The organism is Brevibacillus sp. FSL K6-2834 (assembly GCF_038592925.1).
In the GTDB taxonomy this organism is placed as follows: Bacteria; Bacillota; Bacilli; order Brevibacillales; family Brevibacillaceae; genus Brevibacillus; species Brevibacillus borstelensis.
In genome coordinates this window covers 1542448-1559453 of record NZ_CP151945.1, presented here as the reverse complement: position 1 = coordinate 1559453, position 17006 = coordinate 1542448, and the positions used below count along the sequence as shown (strand labels likewise).

18 protein-coding genes are annotated in these 17006 nt (G+C 53.1%); 7 read left to right on the top strand and 11 right to left on the bottom strand.

Annotation, left to right across the window (positions count from 1 at the left end; all coding sequences use genetic code 11):
* The 5 genes from NST96_RS07795 to NST96_RS07775 all read left to right on the top strand — a co-directional run bounded on the left by NST96_RS07795 (nucleotide 1) and on the right by NST96_RS07775 (nucleotide 5197).
* Nucleotides 1–1080, top strand: coding sequence for a YheC/YheD family protein (locus NST96_RS07795; protein ID WP_039071185.1), 1080 nt, complete (start codon nucleotides 1–3; stop codon nucleotides 1078–1080).
* Nucleotides 1081–1095: 15 nt separating this feature from the next.
* The gene (locus NST96_RS07790) at nucleotides 1096–2469 is read left to right on the top strand and encodes a YheC/YheD family protein (RefSeq protein ID WP_003388014.1); all 1374 of its coding nucleotides are present in this window, start codon (nucleotides 1096–1098) and stop codon (nucleotides 2467–2469) included.
* A 38-nt stretch (nucleotides 2470–2507) separates the two neighbouring features.
* Nucleotides 2508–3821, top strand: coding sequence for a YheC/YheD family protein (locus NST96_RS07785; protein WP_003388015.1), 1314 nt, complete (start codon nucleotides 2508–2510; stop codon nucleotides 3819–3821).
* A 6-nt stretch (nucleotides 3822–3827) separates the two neighbouring features.
* Nucleotides 3828–4298, top strand: a complete 471-nt coding sequence (locus NST96_RS07780) for a GNAT family N-acetyltransferase (RefSeq protein WP_003388016.1) — start codon at nucleotides 3828–3830, stop codon at nucleotides 4296–4298.
* Nucleotides 4299–4468: 170 nt separating this feature from the next.
* Entirely contained in the window at nucleotides 4469–5197 is a 729-nt protein-coding gene (locus tag NST96_RS07775) for a hypothetical protein (RefSeq protein WP_003388018.1), read from the top strand.
* Between the two features lie 72 nt (nucleotides 5198–5269).
* Here NST96_RS07775 and NST96_RS07770 read toward each other — a convergent pair whose 3' ends face one another.
* The 4 genes from NST96_RS07770 to NST96_RS07755 all read right to left on the bottom strand — a co-directional run bounded on the left by NST96_RS07770 (nucleotide 5270) and on the right by NST96_RS07755 (nucleotide 7736).
* Nucleotides 5270–5818 carry a hypothetical protein gene (locus tag NST96_RS07770; RefSeq protein ID WP_024983168.1) on the bottom strand — a complete coding sequence of 183 codons (549 nt, stop codon included), beginning with the start codon at nucleotides 5816–5818 and terminating at the stop codon, nucleotides 5270–5272.
* Nucleotides 5819–5950: 132 nt separating this feature from the next.
* Nucleotides 5951–6499: a peroxiredoxin gene (locus NST96_RS07765; RefSeq protein WP_024983167.1), complete on the bottom strand. Its 549-nt coding sequence runs from the start codon at nucleotides 6497–6499 to the stop codon at nucleotides 5951–5953.
* A 42-nt stretch (nucleotides 6500–6541) separates the two neighbouring features.
* Nucleotides 6542–6787, bottom strand: coding sequence for a glutaredoxin family protein (locus tag NST96_RS07760; RefSeq protein ID WP_031932228.1), 246 nt, complete (start codon nucleotides 6785–6787; stop codon nucleotides 6542–6544).
* 25 nt (nucleotides 6788–6812) lie between these two features.
* Complete coding sequence (locus NST96_RS07755) at nucleotides 6813–7736, bottom strand: FAD-dependent oxidoreductase (protein WP_003388022.1); 924 nt, start codon at nucleotides 7734–7736, stop codon at nucleotides 6813–6815.
* A gap of 289 nt (nucleotides 7737–8025) precedes the next feature.
* On the opposite strand from NST96_RS07755, the gene NST96_RS07750 reads away from it, so the two are divergent.
* A complete protein-coding gene (locus NST96_RS07750; protein ID WP_003388023.1) occupies nucleotides 8026–8976 on the top strand; it encodes a cation diffusion facilitator family transporter in 951 nt (316 codons plus the stop codon).
* 190 nt (nucleotides 8977–9166) lie between these two features.
* On the opposite strand, the gene NST96_RS07745 is transcribed toward NST96_RS07750, so the two are convergent.
* Complete coding sequence (locus NST96_RS07745; RefSeq protein WP_024983165.1) at nucleotides 9167–9583, bottom strand: VOC family protein; 417 nt, start codon at nucleotides 9581–9583, stop codon at nucleotides 9167–9169.
* Between the two features lie 323 nt (nucleotides 9584–9906).
* Here NST96_RS07745 and nhaC point away from each other — a divergent pair, with 323 nt between their 5' ends.
* Complete coding sequence (gene nhaC / locus NST96_RS07740; RefSeq protein WP_031932227.1) at nucleotides 9907–11253, top strand: Na+/H+ antiporter NhaC; 1347 nt, start codon at nucleotides 9907–9909, stop codon at nucleotides 11251–11253.
* A 1-nt stretch (nucleotide 11254) separates the two neighbouring features.
* On the opposite strand, the gene NST96_RS07735 is transcribed toward nhaC, so the two are convergent.
* The 6 genes from NST96_RS07735 to NST96_RS07710 form a co-directional block, all read right to left on the bottom strand.
* The gene (locus tag NST96_RS07735) at nucleotides 11255–12469 is read right to left on the bottom strand and encodes a GGDEF domain-containing protein (protein ID WP_003388026.1); all 1215 of its coding nucleotides are present in this window, start codon (nucleotides 12467–12469) and stop codon (nucleotides 11255–11257) included.
* Between the two features lie 63 nt (nucleotides 12470–12532).
* Entirely contained in the window at nucleotides 12533–12865 is a 333-nt protein-coding gene (locus tag NST96_RS07730; protein WP_003388027.1) for a DUF3870 domain-containing protein, read from the bottom strand.
* A gap of 332 nt (nucleotides 12866–13197) precedes the next feature.
* Nucleotides 13198–14100, bottom strand: a complete 903-nt coding sequence (gene murQ, locus NST96_RS07725; RefSeq protein WP_327927234.1) for an N-acetylmuramic acid 6-phosphate etherase — start codon at nucleotides 14098–14100, stop codon at nucleotides 13198–13200.
* The gene (locus NST96_RS07720) at nucleotides 14093–15079 is read right to left on the bottom strand and encodes a BadF/BadG/BcrA/BcrD ATPase family protein (protein WP_024983163.1); all 987 of its coding nucleotides are present in this window, start codon (nucleotides 15077–15079) and stop codon (nucleotides 14093–14095) included. The genes murQ and NST96_RS07720 overlap by 8 nt, the downstream gene beginning before the upstream one ends.
* Nucleotides 15066–15890: a carbohydrate ABC transporter permease gene (locus NST96_RS07715; RefSeq protein WP_003388031.1), complete on the bottom strand. Its 825-nt coding sequence runs from the start codon at nucleotides 15888–15890 to the stop codon at nucleotides 15066–15068. The genes NST96_RS07720 and NST96_RS07715 overlap by 14 nt, the downstream gene beginning before the upstream one ends.
* A gap of 95 nt (nucleotides 15891–15985) precedes the next feature.
* Nucleotides 15986–16933 (bottom strand): sugar ABC transporter permease, encoded by a 948-nt coding sequence (locus NST96_RS07710; protein WP_052259723.1) that lies wholly within the window; start codon nucleotides 16931–16933, stop codon nucleotides 15986–15988.
* Nucleotides 16934–17006 lie beyond the last annotated feature (73 nt).

The following is a 17006-nucleotide window of genomic DNA, read 5'->3' as shown; positions in this document are numbered from 1 at the left end:
ATGTTGGCAAACCAAAAAAGCCTGGGCATCATTACGATTTGCCGCGGCTCTTCCTTTGTCGAAAAAGGGTATTACAAAAAATTGACCTTGATCGGTCGCAAAGCCGGTATCCGCGTGTTCGTCTTTTCTCCGCGCCAGGTGGATTTTTCCACACGCACGGTGACAGGGTTTGAATATCGCGACGGCAGCTGGCGGAGCGGAACCTTTCCGTTGCCCGCCTATATCTATGACCGCTGCTTTGTTGGTCCTTCCTACCGCCACTATAAACCATTCGTAGAGAAGTTGCAAAACGATCCATCCATCACGTTTTTGGGGCATGGGCTGTCGGGAAAATGGCAGGTGCATCAGATGCTGATAAAATCGCCTCTGCTTGCAAAATGGCTTCCGCCTACGAGCCTCTTTTCCTTCCCCAAGCTCCAGCAGACACTCAAGCGGCACGGCTCTGCCATCATCAAGCCGATTGCCGGCACACATGGAATCGGTGTGGTGCGGATCGATCAGACCGGAGACAGCTACCATCTCACTGGCCGCAATCTGGAAAATCAGCCTTTCTCCAAAACGATTCGCACCCAGAATGGGTTAAACACCTATTTGGCCGGATTTATCGGCGGACGGACGTTTCTCGTACAGCCCTATCTCTCCCTGCATACACCAGACGGCACGCCGTTTGATGTCCGCGTGCTGGTACAGAAAAATGGAAACGGCGAATGGGAAACGACCGGAAAAGCCGTACGGCTGGGAAACAAGCAAAGCATCACGTCCAATTTACACGGCGGAGGAAAGGCGGCCCCGCTGCCGATCTTTCTCGCCAAGCACTTTTCCGAGAAGACCAGAAGCAAAATTGAGATGCAGCTCGATCAGTTAGTAGCAGAACTGCCTCCCTTTTTGGAGCTTGAACACGGCCGACTTGTCGAGCTTGGGATTGACGTCGGCATCGATACGTCAGGGAATATCTGGATCATCGAGGTGAACAGCAGGCCGGGGCGTACGGTTTTCCGAATGATTGATGATCCCAAGGCAAGGCTTCATTCCATTACTCAACCGGTCCGCTACGCCCGTTATCTTATGAAACATGCGTAGGAGGTAAATATAAGCATGGAATCGATCAGAGTGCGGCTCCGCTTCCTGTCTTATCCCCATGTATCCGGCATTATCCTGCCGTCTGCACTTGTTACGAAGCTGCAGCTTCGTCCACGGCAAAAAATCAGGATTTCTCTGGGGAAACGGGAAGTGGTGGCTACCATTTTTCAAGACCGTCGTAATCAAGAAGGCAATGTCGTCAAAGTAACCAGCATGCTGAAAACAAATTTGGGCATCCCGCACGGTGGTCTGATTCAGTTGAAGAAGGAAGGAGAAACCCTGCGGATTGGTCCCGCAATCGGCATCGTCACCACTGGCCTCAAACAAAACGCCCGCCAACCGATTGGCCAGCGCACATCATTTTTCCAAAAACTGCTCCAGGCCCAGGAAGGAAAAGGCGTCTTCTACTTCATCTTTGCGCCAAATGAAGTCGACTGGGAGACCAATCGCGTGAATGCCTGGTTTTTGCGGCCGAGCAAGCAAGGCGGATACATCTGGAAAAAGATGAATACTGCTCTTCCAGATGTGGTTTACGACCGGATACCGTCTCGGTCAGCCGAGCGCCATGAAGCAGTTCAGGAATTCAAGCTGAAGCTGGCCAATTATTCAACGCCGATGTTCAATCAAGGATTTTTCAACAAATGGGGAGTCCACCAGCTCCTCTATCCCAACCCGGAAGTAAACGAATTTATACCCGAAACGTACCCTTCCCCGTCTTTAGCCACTGTCCGCTCGCTGCTGCGCAAGTACCCGATCGTCTATCTCAAGCCGAAAAACGGCAGCTTGGGCTACGGCATCGTCAAGATCGTTCACTCTCCCGGCAAAGGATATGACGTGTCCTATCACAACGGGGGAGGAAATGTGAAACGGCGCTTCACAACCCTGTCCGCACTGTACCAGCATGTCTTCCGTACGCGCCGAGCCAGCGCCTACCTGGCCCAACAGGGAATATCGCTGCTGACATTCCACGGCCGTCCCTTTGACTTCCGGGTCCATCTCCACAAAAATCTGCAAAATGAGTGGGTCGTATCCTGCATGGCCGCAAAGGTGGCCGGTTCAGGCAGTGTGACGACGCATGTCCGTACAGGCGGCACGGTAATCCCCGGAGACGAGTTGCTGAACTACTTGTTCGGCAAGCAGAAAGGCCTGATGAAAGAACGCGTCTCGCAAGCAGCGATCCGGTTGGCGACTGCCATCGAACAGGCAAAAGGGATGGACCTCGGCGAGCTGGGTCTGGATATGGGCATTGATACGCACGGACATGTTTGGATGTTCGAGGCCAACTCCAAGCCTGGACGCTCCATCTTTAAGCATGCCCGGCTCAAACAAGCGGACATTGAGTCGAGAAACCTGCTGGTCGACTACAGCTGCTACCTCGCCAACTTTTGACAGACGACCAAACCACCGTACAGGAAGGAGGAACACCCATGCCTCAACTGCGCTCCGGGTGGTTGACCATCTTCCCCGGCGGCCGTTGGTTTTTGCAGTTACCGCGTCAAAATCTTCATATCCTGCGCGGACGCAAACAGCTGTACTCCAGACTGGGAGCGTTTGATACGCCCAAACGCGTGTACCTCGGCCTTCCCAAACGGCAGCCAGGCCGCATTCGCACCCGCATCAACTGGAGAACAGTGAATGACACCCTGAAGCTGGGCCCGTTGATCGGGATTTTGACAGTGGGAAACGGTCAACATTTTTTTGGCAATCGACAAAACTTTAAAGACATTGCTCTCTCCGGCAAAAAGCTCGGTGCTCTCGTGTATGTCTTCACTCCGCAAAGCATCAACTGGGACAAAAAAAGCGTCCGCGGCTTCCTCTACGACGAACAACAAGATCACTGGCTGGAGGCAGACCTTCCCTTTCCCCATGTGGTGTATAACCGCATTCCTTCACGCAAAGCGGAAAAACGCTCGGATGTGCAGGCGACATTGAACCAGATCGACAGCTTGCAAAATGTGACGTTGTTCAACCGCTGCTTTTTCGATAAGCAAAAACTGTTTCAAACGCTGAGCAATTATACCGAAGTAACCCCTTTTCTTCCGGAGACAAAGAAGTTTGATTCTCTCCAACGCTTCCGTCTGTTTTGCAACCAGCATCGGTTCGTATATCTAAAGCCGGTACTGGGGAAAGCAGGAGAGGGAATCATGCGGGTGGAGCACAAACGAGACCACTGGCTCGTACAGCGGCTCAAGGAGCAAAAAGCCGTTACACGCCAGTTTTCTACTCTCGAAGGTGTTTGGAAGCATGTAAAAGGGCACACACGCGGCAAGCATTACATCATGCAGCAGGGAATCCATCGGGCGCATTACTTGAGAAAGCCATTTGACGTCCGCGTTCTGGTCCAAAAAAACGGCAAAGGGGAATGGGGAGTGACTGGCATCGGCATTCGCCGGGCAGGTATCCAGAGCATAACGACCCACGTCCCGCGCGGCGGCTCGATCCACTCTCTGGGAACCGTCCTGCGAGCGATCTTCAAGGAGGATGCCGGCAAGATTGAAGGCAAAATAAAGGAGACGGCCTTGACCATTGCCTCCGCTTTGAATCATGCGATTGAGGGACTTGCAGAAATGTCGATGGATATGGGGCTGACAAAGGAAGGGCAGCTTTGGTTGTTCGAAGCAAATGCAAAGCCGGAAAAATTTGACGAACCAACGATCCGACGGACCTCGCTCTCCAATCTGATCCACTACTCGCAATACGTCTCCCGGCTCCAGAACAATCGGGAGCTTGCTTCGGGGTAGCACACAATGAAAATCATCAAGGTGTCCCCCATTGCCTTGACATCAATCAAAGCTACCCTGCTCCGCTTTGTCAGGCTGGAGGGTGAACGCCGGATTACGGCAGAGGCGCGCGACTGGCTGGCAGAGCTGACTCCGGAAAAACTGAAAAGACAGGAAGCCGTCTTGCTTGCAGCTGTCGAAGGAAAGCGTCTGGTCGGCTTGTTCGCCGTCTCCAAGTGCGGGCTCGCCCACTCGTTCCTTGTCGTCGACAGGCGGAGACGAGGGCACGGAATCGGCAAGGCGATGGCTTCCCGGATGTGCAGGCTGCTGCCCAAGCTTTATGTCAGGATCGCGATCGACAACGAACCGAGCCTTGCTTTATTCCGCAGTCTCGGATTTGCGCCGGCAAAAGCATGTATCGGCCCTACCGGCAAGCCTACTCTATGGCTCGCATACGGCCAATGGACTCCCGAGGATTTGCAGGTGTCTGCGGGGTAGTGCCCTTCTGCCCTTACTCTCCCAAGCTGACCGTTTTGACCGGTACCTTGGGAGAGTTTTTTTGTTATGCAGATATTTTCACAAACAGCACAAATCCGAATTCTCTTTTAACAGGGGGGGATGAATCAGCTACTAAACATTGGAAAATATAGTTAATGGAGGTGGTCAAAATGACCTTTCAAAATTACTTGCCGATCCAACAAGCTCCTTTTTCCAGCTCTGCCAACGCCGTTTTTCAACCCGGATTTGCCGGTACGAATGCACAAGAGGTCCGCTACTTGAATAACGGTGGACAAATTCCGGCAGCATCTACATACGGAGCTCCTGTGCAAGGCGGTTTTGGCGGGGTACAAGCTGTTTTCCAACCTGGCTTCGCCGGCACGAACGCCCAAGAGGTACGTCAACAGAACCAAGTCGGATTCGCTTCCTTTGGTCCTGGCGCAGGCTATCCGCAAGCCGCATTTGGCTATCCGCAAGCCCAGGCTGGCTATCAGCAGCAATTCGCCGGATCGGCACAATCGATCTTCTCTCCTGGTTTTGCCGGTACGAATGTACAAGAAGTGCAGGCCCGGAATAACACCTCCTTTGGCGGAGGCTTCAACAATGCCTATACAGGCTTTGCCGGACCCGCAGCAGGCAATGTCGGCAGCATCTTCTCTCCCGGCTTCGCTGGTACGAACGTTCAGGAAGTACGCCATCTGAATCAGCCAGGCTACTCCTCGTTCGGTGTAGGCTTTGGCTTCCAGGCGCAGCCGCAGCAATCGTTTGCAGCGCCGTTTGGCGGCAGTGTACAAGCTGTGTTCCAGCCAGGCTTCGCAGGCACGAACGTGCAAGAAGTACGCGCTCTCAATGCAGGCCAGCAAGCCCCCTATGCCGGTTATAATTTCGCTGGCTTCTAAATGAAACTACGCTTATAGCGAGCAAGACCGTCTGGATGCGAAGTCCGACGGTCTTGTTTTTGCGCTTTACGTCTACTCGCTTTCGGCACGTACTGCCGCAATCGCTTCGTACAGGGCATGCAAGCTCTCCAGGCTTTGATTGTCCACTGTAAAAAGGATCTCTCCAAACTGGTACAAATCCCGTTCTGCTCCCGGCAGTCGCCGATTTTTGGGATCGCCTTCCCATTGGGCATCTACGCATTTTTCCGGCTGCTCAAGGTAATGGCGGACGTTGACATGGGTTTCCAGCACGCCCCGAAACTGCTCCATGATCCGGGCGTGTCGTTCATCGTTTTTCGCCAGACGGTAGAGCGCCATTTCGATCTGCAGCCAGCACGTTACATAGAAGTGAAACTCCAAAAACAGCGTCGTCAACGCCCCGTTAACCGCCTGCTGCCGCTGTTGCCGTTCATCCTCCTTTGCGCCTGTCCACTCTGCCAGCGCCCGCTTCACATCCGCTTTCTTCTCCTGGATCAGATCGTAGTGGTTCACAGCTCCCCGGTAAAATTTGCGGACGATGTTGTAGAGCATCTCCGGTGTGCGCGGCGGCAACCCCTGGTACCGGTTTTGTACATCTCGCATAAGCAGCTCGCCTCTTCTCTTCCTTATTCTCGCTGACGGCTTTTCTTTCTCTCATTGTACCCTACCAGCTAAAAAGAGAAAAAGCCCGCTGATGGCGGTCAGCGGGCAGGGGTTTGCTACTATGGGTACTGCTTACAGGGTTTTCATGCCTGGCTTCCAGTTTGCCGGGCAAAGGCCACCAGCCTGCAGCGCCTGCAGGATGCGGAGCGTTTCGTCAACGCTGCGGCCGACGTTCATGTCGGTAACAACCTGATAGCGGAGAATGCCTTCCGGATCGATGATAAACAGTCCGCGGTGAGCGGCACCGGTCTCTTCATCCAGAACGCCGTAAGCTTCCGCAGTCTTTTTGGTGATGTCGCTGGCAAGCGGAAAGTTGACCTCTCCGATGCCTTGTTGGTCGCGAGGGGTGCGAATCCATGCGCGGTGAGTGTGCACGCTGTCTACAGATACACCCAGTACTTCGCAATCCAGATCCTCAAATTCCGCGATGCTGTCGCTGAAGGAAGTCACTTCTGTCGGGCATACAAAGGTAAAGTCAAACGGCCAGAAGAACAGGATCAGCCACTTCCCTTTGTAATCCGCCAGAGTCGCGCGCTCCTCCAGCGTCTCCAGATTTTTTGTGGTCACCATATTAAAATCAGGTGCTTTTTTTCCTACTTGCAGTTGTACGCGATCGCTCATTGATGTCCAGCTCCTCTCATTTTTACAGATGTCTGTTCCTGATTATTCGGCAGCTTCTAGCGCAGCCAGCGCTTTCTTGATCCGATTCGGGTTGAAGCCGAGAATCTGCTTTTCGCCGATCAGTGTCAACGGAACAGACATCATTCCGAGACGGGCCAGCTCTTCGCGGTAGACTTCATTCTCGTCAATATTGCGTTCATCATAGGAAATGTTTTGTTCTTCCAGATACGTTTTCAGCTGCTTGCAAAAACCGCAGTTTGTGCTGGAATATACGATTGCTTGTGCCATGTTCACTCTCTCCTTGCCGAGGGTTTTATTTGTATTGGGGAACGATCTTGCTCCGTTTGTTGATATACCTGTCGACAGCCATGGCCGCGATCGCTCCGTCAGCGGCTGCCACCACTGCTTGCTTGACAGGCGTTTTGCGAACTTCGCCCGCGCCGAATACTCCCGGCACAGAGGACTGCATAAATTCATCCAGGATCATGAAGCCTTCATCATCAAGCGGTACCTGATCTTCGAGAAAATCCGTTCCGGGCTTGCTTCCCGAGAGGAAAATAAACACTCCGTCCACCGAGACGAGCTCTTCCCTGCCATCTGCGTGGCGTATTTGAACACCTTCGACAGACTGCTCTCCGACAATTTCCACGGGACGAGTGCGGAACAAAAATTCCGTTTTGGGCAGCTCGGGTACTTCGTCTACCCCTTGGAGCTCAGCCCGGGGAACGATGAAGACAATCTTGTCTGCAAACTTGGTCAGTGCATGCGCCTCTTCCAGCGCTTCCTCGGAATCCCCGATCACCGCAACACTTTTTCCTTGGTAAAAAGCTCCGTCGCACGTAGCGCAGGTACTGATGCCTCGGCCCAGCAGCTTTTCTTCGCCAGGGAGCATGCGGTTGCGCCCTTTCGAGCCGGTTGCCACAATCACGGCCTTAGCCTCGAATGTGCCGTCTGCGGTGTAGATGCTTTTGACCTCATCCTCCACATCCACAGCGGTAATCGTTGTTTGCAGGAATGTCGCACCGAAGCTCTCCGCCTGCCTGCGCATAATGTCCAGCAGCTCTTTTCCCGTCATCTCGCCTTCCGCCCCTGGGTAGTTGGCGATTTTATGTGTCAGCGCCAAGGCCCCCGTATTGGGTGCTTTGTCGATCACCAGTGTCTTTAAGTTGCCGCGCGCCGTATAAATCGCTGCAGATGCTCCTGCTGGTCCACCGCCGATGATGATTACATCGTACATGCACGCATTCACCTCACGATCCATATTTTATAATTATTATTAACTAGTAACAGTTATCATTTTACCCAATACAATATAAAAGTCAATATCTTTTTGTAATTATTTTAAATAAAGGGCAAATTGCTCTTGCTTCTTTCCAAAAGATGCATTACTTTTTAAAGGAGGAAACTGTTCAAAAATCACCTAAAATGAAAATCCAGGTAACGAACGCTGCCACTAGATGGCAGCTTTCGCGCTTTACAGGGGATGAAACTGTTTCTCACTTCATATATGAAAGGAAGACATGCCGATGAAAAACATGGATTATCATCATCTCGATCACGTCAAAGACCAGCAGACGTCCAAAAAGACGCTGTGGATTACGCTGTTCATTACCCTGTTCTTCACCATCGTTGAAATCGTTGGCGGACTGCTTTCCAACTCGCTCGCGCTCCTGTCGGACTCCGCACATATGATCTCGGACGTCCTGGCGCTGGGACTGAGCATGACAGCCATCTACATGGCCTCGCGGAAACCGAACAGCCGCTATACCTTTGGATACCTTCGTTTTGAAATCATCGCATCCTTTCTCAACGGAGCGGCGCTCGCCGTCATCGCGGTAGGAATCTTCATCGAGGGGATCAAACGGATGATCACTCCGCAGGACGTGGATCTCAAGCTGATGCTGACGATCGCCTCCATCGGCTTGGTCGTCAACATCATCCTGACCGTCGTCTTGAGCCGCAGTTCGAAAGAAGAGGAAAATTTGAACATCCAGAGCGCCCTGTGGCACTTCATCGGGGATTTGCTCAGCTCGGTCGGGGTTATCCTGTCCGCCGTCATCATTTACTTTACCGGCTTCACCATTTTTGACCCGTTGATCAGTATGGTGATCGGCGCGATCATCTTTACCGGTGGAGCCAAGATCATCCGGGCATCGTACCTGATTATTATGGAATCCGTTCCGGAAAAGTTTGACCTCGAAGAAATCCGCCAGGACATAGCGGCGGTGGAGGGTGTCGAGGACGTGCACGAAATGCATCTTTGGGCAATTTCGACTGACCATTATTCGATTACCGCCCACGTGTTTGTCCGCGAAGATATTCAGCCGTTCTGCGTTATCCTGGCAGTGAATGAGACTTTGAAGAACAAGTACGGCATCAATCACTCCACGATCCAGGTGGAGCATGCGCAATTCCACGATCACGGAGAGTACGGGAAGATGTTCCTGCAGCAGCGGGAGGGGCAGTTTTCTTCCTGATCCGATTGCTTTGCGTCCTGGCTGGCAGCCATTGTCAATAATAAAAGCCGCTTTTCCGGGATTCCGGGAAAGCGGCTTTTTGTGCGAGTCGGCACCTGTTCATATTTGCGTGTGGAAATGGCCCGCCAAGCTGCCGGCGATAGCGTGCTCGTGCTTCTTCGCTTCTTTGCTTTTTTAGCTTATTCGCTTCTTAAACGGCTTCGCCGCCGCTTTGATCCATATACATGACTTCCCACAGATGGCCGTCCATATCCTGAAAGCTCCAGCCGTACATAAAGCCGTGGTCAAAGCGGTCATTTGAAGCTTTTCCGCCTGCTTCCAGCGCTTTGTTCACAATCTCATCGACCTGCTCCCTGCTCTGGGCCGATAACGCCATAATCACTTCCGTCGTTTTTGTTGCATCGGACAGCTCTTTTTTGGTAAATGTCTGGAAGAAGCTCTCGACCAGCAGCATGACAAAGGTGTTGTCATTGATAATCATGCAGGTAGCATTCTCATCTGTGTACTGGGGATTGAATTCGAATCCGATTTTCGAAAAAAAGTCGATGGATTTGTTCAGATCCTTTACTGGAAGATTCACAAACGTCATTTTCGCTTGAAGTCCCACGATCAATCACCTCTACGTTATTTTTTGCGGTTGGTTTGGCAAGATAGGCCTATTCTAGCATGTGCCTTTTGGCTTCATTTCTTATGAATTGCTATGTTTGCAATCTGCAGACAAATTCGTTTCCTTTATTCGAGACTTTCTGCCAATTAGACGAATATACTGTTTACATAATTATTTTGCGATTGCGAAAACTGCCGAACGCATTGACGTATTCAACCATTCAAGCTAAAGTACCCCTATCGCTTGAACGCGAAAAAGCGAAAAAGCACAAAAGCATAGCCGCACAAAAGCGGCGGTGCAGACGAGTAGGAGTCGTTATTGCCATGAACAAATCGATCACCTTTGGGCAGAGCCTCTCTGTTTTGCTTGTTGTCTTTGCCATATTGTTTCCCGCCCTGTTTTTCGGAAAAGCAGAGCCTCATATGCCATTATTGACCGCACTCGTAGCATCCGCGGTTTTTATCCGCCTTTTCGGAGTGACGTGGGAGGAGATGGAGGAGGGCATTATCAAAGGCGTTCAGTCAGCTGTCGCCCCCCTGCTCATCCTGTCTCTCATCGGCATCCTGATCGGTGTTTGGATGATGAGCGGGACGGTGCCGACCATTCTGTATTACGGGATTTCTTTGATTTCGCCGGAGTATTTTACGATCAGCGCTCTGTTTTTGACCATTCTCGTCTCAACAGCCACAGGAAGCTCCTTTACGACTGTCAGTACGGTCGGGGTAGCGTTGATGGGGGTAGCCACTGCACTGGGGATGGACCCGCTTGTTACGGCTGGTGCCGTCATTTCAGGGGCCTGTTTCGGGGACAAAATGTCTCCGTTGTCCGACACGACGAATTTTTCTGCGGCTGTAGCCGGTGTTCCCCTGATGTCGCACGTCCGTTTCATGACCCGAACGACGGTACCTGCGATTGTCTTGACGGCTGTCTTTTTTGCCTTTCAGGGCCAGCCTGACGCCGTCAATCTGTCCAACATCGCGCTTATCCAGGCGGAGCTGGAGAAGCACTTCTCGCTGTCGGTCTTTACACTGCTGCCCGCTGTGGTCGTGATCGGGTGCTCCCTCTGGCGCAAACCGATCCTGCCCACGCTGATCGCGGGTATCGCCAGCGGAATTGTTACCGCAGCCATATTCCAGGGAGAACACTCGCCGCTTGCGTGGCTTTCCGTGATGCAGAACGGATTCCACGGCGAGTTTTCAAATGAAATCGTCGGCTCGATCGTGAACCGCGGCGGGCTGTTGTCGATGACGTGGTCGCTGTCGTTGATTCTGATCGCCCTTTCGCTAGGCGGTCTGTTGCAGCGAAGCGGAGTCTTTCATGCCCTCTTTGGTTCCTTGCTCAAGCGAATCAGGCACGAGGGCGGCATCATTACCATGGCAGGCTCGTCCTCCATACTCGTGAACGGGTTGACTGGCGAGCAATACCTTTCCATCCTGCTGCCGGGGCAGATGTTTCGTGATTCCTTCGAATCCAGAGGCATTTCTCGCGTAAGGCTCTCCCGCACGCTGGAGGATTGCGGTACGCTGATCAATCCCCTGATCCCGTGGGGCGTAAGCGGTGCATTTTTCACTTCCACCCTGCATGTGGCAACACTGGATTATTTGCCGTACGCCCTGTTCCTCTGGCTGTCGCCGCTCTTTACCTTTTTGTTTGCCTGGATCAGGAGATAAGTTATCCCGCTCCGTAAACGGTCGCACAGTTTTTTCCTCTTTTCTTGGAGCGGTACAGCGCCTCATCCGCGGCCCGTTTCAATCCGTCCGCGCTGTCGGCATGATCGGGATAAAGCGCGATCCCGGCACTCACTGTTGCCGGGATGAGCCGCCCTTGATAAACCAGCGGGTGTTTGTACAGGTATTCACGGATGGCGAGCACCTTGTCCATCATTTCGCGCAGGGTTGCATCGGGAGAGAGAAGCATGAATTCGTCGCCGGCGTATCGGTAGACGCTCTCCCCTGCTCCCGCGTTCACTTTCAGCGCCTCGGCGATACAGCGGATCAACTCGTCTCCTACGTGATGACCGTATTGGTCGTTCACTGCTTTCAAATGGTCCGAATCCAGCATGATCAGTGCTACGGATGACTGCCCCTCTTCCAGAAGCTTCTCCAGATCGCGGTGAAAAGCCCGATAATTCAGGATTCCGGTCAAATCATCCCGAAAGGACATCTGGTACATCCGATCGTACAGCCTCGCTGTCTCGACCGCGCTGGCTACTTGAGAGCCGATGATTTTCAGCAGTTCCTCGTGCTCTTTTTTGTAGGCAAACTCCCGATACGATTGCGCGGAAATGACGCCTTTCATCTGATTCCCCAGCATCAAGGGGACAAAAATGCACGTATTTGTGTCGCTTTCGGGATTGCCCCAACGAACGGCAGAGGCGCCCACTGTTTCATCCCGGGAGGTTCGGAGATGTACGGTTTCACGAGTCGCAATCACTTTGGAAATAATCCCTTCCCCGTAAGGAAGCGTGATCGGACCGTAATTGACTCCTGAATCGATACTGATCGGGATTTGAATTTCACTGTCGCCTTCTTCGTAAAGCGCGATAAAAAAGGCATCCGTCCTCATTACACGGGAAACCAGCTCAAAGGCCTTCGTGAGTATCTCTTCCTCATCGTAGGTTCTGGAAAACGTGTGGCTGAGGTCATGCAGTATTTTCAAATGCTCGGATAGCCAGGACAAATGTGCCACTTTTTCATTTAGTTTGACTATTTTGTCCAGAATCTGCTCGTGCTGCTCCAGTTCGGAAACACCCAATATCCCTCCCAGTTCCCGAGAGATTGCGAATATTTCTTCCCGGTCAACAGACTCGATATGGTTTAGCCATTGGTTGTACCGATCGAGCAATCGCTTTACGGACTCTTCCCTTGACCACGTATTCTCTACCATGCACTACCCCCTCGTACACTCGGGCAATCCAATCAATTTTCATTGCAATCTAGGAATTCGGAATCAGGACTGCCTTTTTGTCTCCAGAAAGCGTTCGACCGCAGCCCTTATCGCCTGCAATACAGCCCCTTGTCCCGGCGCCAGAAAACGCTCCTGAACGACCTGGGTGATCTCCGTCATCCCGCCTGCAACCGACCTGCCGCGAAGCAGGCCGGCTAAAAAATCGCTGGTCTTATCCATCACAAAGGTAAAGCTGGCGTCACAAATGACTTCCTTCTCTACATCGATGATGAGCACGCAGCCAACTACTGAAGATACTTCATACAGAGTCGTTCCTTTTGGAATTTGAGCAAACCCAGCCGTAAGTACAGTTTTTGCTTGAGACCAGTCGGTCATCTGCCTCTGCCTCCCTTTTACTTCCGTGTCCAGGAGTGTTCCCGCCTGTTCGATGCATCTATTTGTCGTGTTCCTTCCCCCGTGGGACGAGAAAACGGCTACCCCGGTTGTTGGAAATAGCCTATCGCCTTTTCTTCTACTAAGTACAACCAATATTACCCTATTCCCTCTGTTCTTACCATCCCTAATGCAGTTTGCGTTGCGAAATCTTCTCCCAAGTCGCAACTTGCACATGCGCTGGCAGTTCAGCTTCGTTTACAGTGAACGAAAAAAAGAGGCACCGATATCGATGCCTCAAACGCATAGCCTGTATTTCACTCATAATTATCTCTCTACCTTTTTTCCATGGCCAACCGCAGCTTTCCGCCAGCCTGGTTCAATCGCTCCCGTGCTTCTTCTGCCGAAAGTCCGGTCTGCTTCATCACGATCGCTACCCGGGCGTCTCCGCCTGCGAGCGTGATATGCCGCTCCGCCTCCTCGTAGCTGGCCCCCGTCACCTCCATGACGATGTGCTTGGCCCGCTCCCTGAGCTTCTGGTTGGTCGCCTGGACATTTACCATCAGATTGCCGTAAACCTTGCCGAGGTGAACCATGCTGGCTGTCGTCAGCATATTCAGCACCATTTTTGTGGCCGTGCCTGCCTTTAACCGCGTTGAGCCGGTCACCACCTCGGGTCCGACCACGATGTTGATCGAGACGTCGACTCCCTGGCTGATGTCGGGGGTAGGATTGCAGGACAGCGAGATCGTCACAGACTGTCTCGCTTTGGCTGCCTCCAGTGCTCCGATGACATAAGGTGTCCTTCCGCTGGCGGCTATGCCCACCACTACATCACCCGCGCGGACACCGCTGCGCATCACGTCTTCTTTTCCGAGTTCTGCCGAATCCTCCGCTCCCTCGATCGCCTCCACCAGCGCATCAACCCCTCCGGCGATCACGCCCCGGACAAGCTGCGGATCTGTGCCGAACGTCGGCGGGCATTCGGAAGCATCGAGGACTCCCAACCGTCCGCTCGTACCGGCGCCAAAATAGAAGAGTCGCCCTCCGTCCTCCAGCGCACGCGAAATCAAATCGACTGCCCTGGCCACCTGGGGCAAAACCTGCTCGACGGCATGCGCTACTTTTTTGTCCTCTTCGTTCATCAGTGTCACAATCTCCAGGCTGGTCATCTGGTCCAACGCTTCACTAGCTGCATTTCGCATTTCCGTAGTCAATTCATGCAAGTTTTCACCCATGGGCGTCCTCCTCTGCTCCTTCTGTTTGCTTCCCTGCAAGTCTTTTTTTCATCTGCTCATCGATTGGCAGCCCGGCCCGCAGCAAAGCTGCAGCCAGGCATCCCGATACGGGAGTTGCCTGCGGAATGATTACATCAAAGCGGGCCATTTCCAAAAGTCGTCTTCTCAGCATCGTATCTGACTCCAGCAGCCCGCCTGCCAGAACGACAGGCATGCTGCTGGAAGTCCGCGTCCGGCATGTCTCGACCAGCTCCAAAAGCGAGCGGGCAGCCTGGTTGATGCAACGAATCGCTGCTTCGTCGCCGCATGCAGCCGCCTTCTCAGCCAGGACGCTCGCTTCAGCCAGGTCCTTGCGGGGGTTTGGCGAGCCGTACAAGCGGGCGATCAATTGATCGGGCCGGTCGATTCCAAAGTGGCGATTCAAAAGCTCGCTCAAAAGCGTCGGAGCCCCGCGGCCGTCGAGTGCCCGCAATACAGCAATGACCGCCTGTCTGCCCAGATCATAGCCGCTGCCTTCATCCCCCAAAAGATACCCCCAACCGCCGACCCGATGGCGCTCTCCCGCAGGTGTCAGCGCGTAGGCGATCGAACCGGTACCGGCAATCAACACGATACCCGGCCCGCCCCACGTACCGGAATAGAGGGCACCTGCAGCGTCATTGTCGATGTGGAGACGTCCTCCCCACGACGGTCCGAATGCGCTCTCAATCCAGCCTTTTACCTCTGGCCGGTCAGCACCCGCTATGCCGAGGAAGATCCCCTCCACGTCATCCGCCGTACCGCCAGCCTGTACGATCAGTTCATCTATGAGCTGACGCAAGGTGTTTTCGACCTGCGGCCAGGGCCGGGAAAGCGGGTTCGCACCTTCTCCGACGGCAAAACCGACAATCTCTCCCGTTTCATCACAGATCGCAGCCTTGGTTTTGCTGCCACCTCCATCCATTCCGATAAATAAACGTCGCGCCTTATTTAACTGCACCAGCCGTCAACCCTTCCATAAATTGCCTGGATGCCATCAAAAATACCGCGATCATCGGCAAGGCAGAGAGGGTCAAGCCTGCGAACAGCAGACTCCAGTCCGTCTCGTACTCGCCGAACAGCACCATCATCCCCACCGGAATCGTTTTCAGCGCTTCATCCTGAATAAAGATCAGCGGAAAAAAGAAGTCGTTCCAGGCATGAATAAAGTTAATGATTACGACCGTCCCCAAAGCGGGGCGGATGAGCGGCAGCAGGACTCGCCAAAATACCTGAAAGTGATTGCAGCCGTCGATCCTCGCCGCTTCCTCCAGCTCCACAGGCAGCGTCCGAAAAAAGCCTGTCAAGATAAACACGGAGATCGGGATGCCGCTGGCCGTATAGATCAAAATCAGCGACCAGAGCGAATTGAGCAGCCCCAGCTTTTTCATCAGCAAAAAGAGCGGGACGATCCCGAGCTTGATCGGAATCATCAGCCCGAGCAGAAAGAAGAAGTAGAGCAATCCCGTCCATCTGTACGAAAAACGCGCCAGATAAAAAGCTGCCATGGCGGACGTGACCGTGATCAGAAGCACGGATGTGACACTGACCACGACGCTGTTCATTAGAAAATCGGCAAAGGGCACGACCTCCCACAGCTTCCGGTACGTGTCCAGACTGAACGTCTTCGGCAATGCCAGCGGACTTGTGAAAATCTCCGCATTTGTTTTAACAGACGAGCTGACCATGAGCACGATGGGATAGAGGGCTACCAGTACGAAAAGGTAGGCAAAAAGATACTGCAGGGAACGTCTGCCGATGCCAGCTCTCATGCCGCTCTCCTCCTTTTGGGCGGCATATCTGCTACATGCCGCTTTGAATCACGCCGCTTTTTTGTAGTCGAAGGCCTGCTTCCTGGTTGTCTGGATCAGTGCTGGATTTCACGCTTACGCATCACCCTGAGCGAGAGAGCCGATACGGAGGCTACGATGAAAAACAGCACGACGGCAAGTGCAGAGCCGAGTCCGATGGAAACATCCCCTGCTCCTCCCGAACCGCTGAAGGCGAGCCGATAAAAGTAGACCGCGAGCGTATCGGTAGAGTGGAACGGCTCTCCCATCGAGCCCTGCATCGCATATACCAGCTCAAAAGCTTCAAACGCCTGAATAAACGTGAAAATGGTCATGATCGTGATCGACGGCATCATCAGCGGCAAAATGATGCGTCCCAGCATAGTGATCCCCTTGGCTCCATCCAGCCTCGCCGCCTCGATCAGCTCCTCCGGGATGGATTGCAGGCCCGCGAGGAAGATCAGAACGGCAAAGCCGATCCCGAACCAGCAATTGACCAATATAATCGCAAGCAGTGCTGTATCCGGGTCCCCCAGCCATGGCTTGGCCCACTCCTCCAGCCCCAGCTTTGCCAGGAACGTATTGAGCGCCCCGTAGTTCGGATTCAGAATCAATTTCCACAAAAACCCAACCACAATGACGGAAAGCAGCCGCGGCATGAAGTACGCAATCTTGAGAAAGCCCGCTCCGCGAATTTTGCGATAAATCAGAAAGGCGAGGATAAACGCAATTCCGTTCTGGACGACCATCTCGACGAGAAAATAGATGACGTTGTGTCCAAAGGCATTCCAGAACAGTTTGTTAAACGGCTCCACCTGAAACAGCGTCAGGAAATTTTGCAGGCCGACAAACGCTCCCCGGGCTATCCCTTTCCACTCGTACATGCTGTAGGTAAAGGCAGAAAGGATCGGATAGACAACGAACAGTGTATACAAAATGAAAGCAGGGAGAGGGAACAGATGCAGCAGCCAGCGCGCCTTCGATTTCCTTTTTGGCTGTACATGCTCCCGCTCGGGTACGCCCATGACGACCACCCCTTGTATGTCGGCGGCAAAGGGCTGAGTGACCAGCCCCTCTACCGGCCGAATCCATTCTCTT

What these genes read in the sequence shown, in the direction of transcription:
- NST96_RS07795 (WP_039071185.1), top strand. Translation starts at nt 1, where the DNA reads ATGTTGGCAAACCAAAAAAGCCTGGGCATCATTACGATTTGCCGCGGC.
- NST96_RS07790 (WP_003388014.1), top strand. Translation starts at nt 1,096, where the DNA reads ATGGAATCGATCAGAGTGCGGCTCCGCTTCCTGTCTTATCCCCATGTA.
- NST96_RS07785 (WP_003388015.1), top strand. Translation starts at nt 2,508, where the DNA reads ATGCCTCAACTGCGCTCCGGGTGGTTGACCATCTTCCCCGGCGGCCGT.
- NST96_RS07780 (WP_003388016.1), top strand. Translation starts at nt 3,828, where the DNA reads ATGAAAATCATCAAGGTGTCCCCCATTGCCTTGACATCAATCAAAGCT.
- NST96_RS07775 (WP_003388018.1), top strand. Translation starts at nt 4,469, where the DNA reads ATGACCTTTCAAAATTACTTGCCGATCCAACAAGCTCCTTTTTCCAGC.
- NST96_RS07770 (WP_024983168.1), bottom strand. Translation starts at nt 5,818, where the DNA reads ATGCGAGATGTACAAAACCGGTACCAGGGGTTGCCGCCGCGCACACCG.
- NST96_RS07765 (WP_024983167.1), bottom strand. Translation starts at nt 6,499, where the DNA reads ATGAGCGATCGCGTACAACTGCAAGTAGGAAAAAAAGCACCTGATTTT.
- NST96_RS07760 (WP_031932228.1), bottom strand. Translation starts at nt 6,787, where the DNA reads ATGGCACAAGCAATCGTATATTCCAGCACAAACTGCGGTTTTTGCAAG.
- NST96_RS07755 (WP_003388022.1), bottom strand. Translation starts at nt 7,736, where the DNA reads ATGTACGATGTAATCATCATCGGCGGTGGACCAGCAGGAGCATCTGCA.
- NST96_RS07750 (WP_003388023.1), top strand. Translation starts at nt 8,026, where the DNA reads ATGAAAAACATGGATTATCATCATCTCGATCACGTCAAAGACCAGCAG.
- nhaC (WP_031932227.1), top strand. Translation starts at nt 9,907, where the DNA reads ATGAACAAATCGATCACCTTTGGGCAGAGCCTCTCTGTTTTGCTTGTT.
- NST96_RS07735 (WP_003388026.1), bottom strand. Translation starts at nt 12,469, where the DNA reads ATGGTAGAGAATACGTGGTCAAGGGAAGAGTCCGTAAAGCGATTGCTC.
- NST96_RS07730 (WP_003388027.1), bottom strand. Translation starts at nt 12,865, where the DNA reads ATGACCGACTGGTCTCAAGCAAAAACTGTACTTACGGCTGGGTTTGCT.
- murQ (WP_327927234.1), bottom strand. Translation starts at nt 14,100, where the DNA reads ATGGGTGAAAACTTGCATGAATTGACTACGGAAATGCGAAATGCAGCT.
- NST96_RS07715 (WP_003388031.1), bottom strand. Translation starts at nt 15,890, where the DNA reads ATGAGAGCTGGCATCGGCAGACGTTCCCTGCAGTATCTTTTTGCCTAC.
- NST96_RS07710 (WP_052259723.1), bottom strand. Translation starts at nt 16,933, where the DNA reads ATGGGCGTACCCGAGCGGGAGCATGTACAGCCAAAAAGGAAATCGAAG.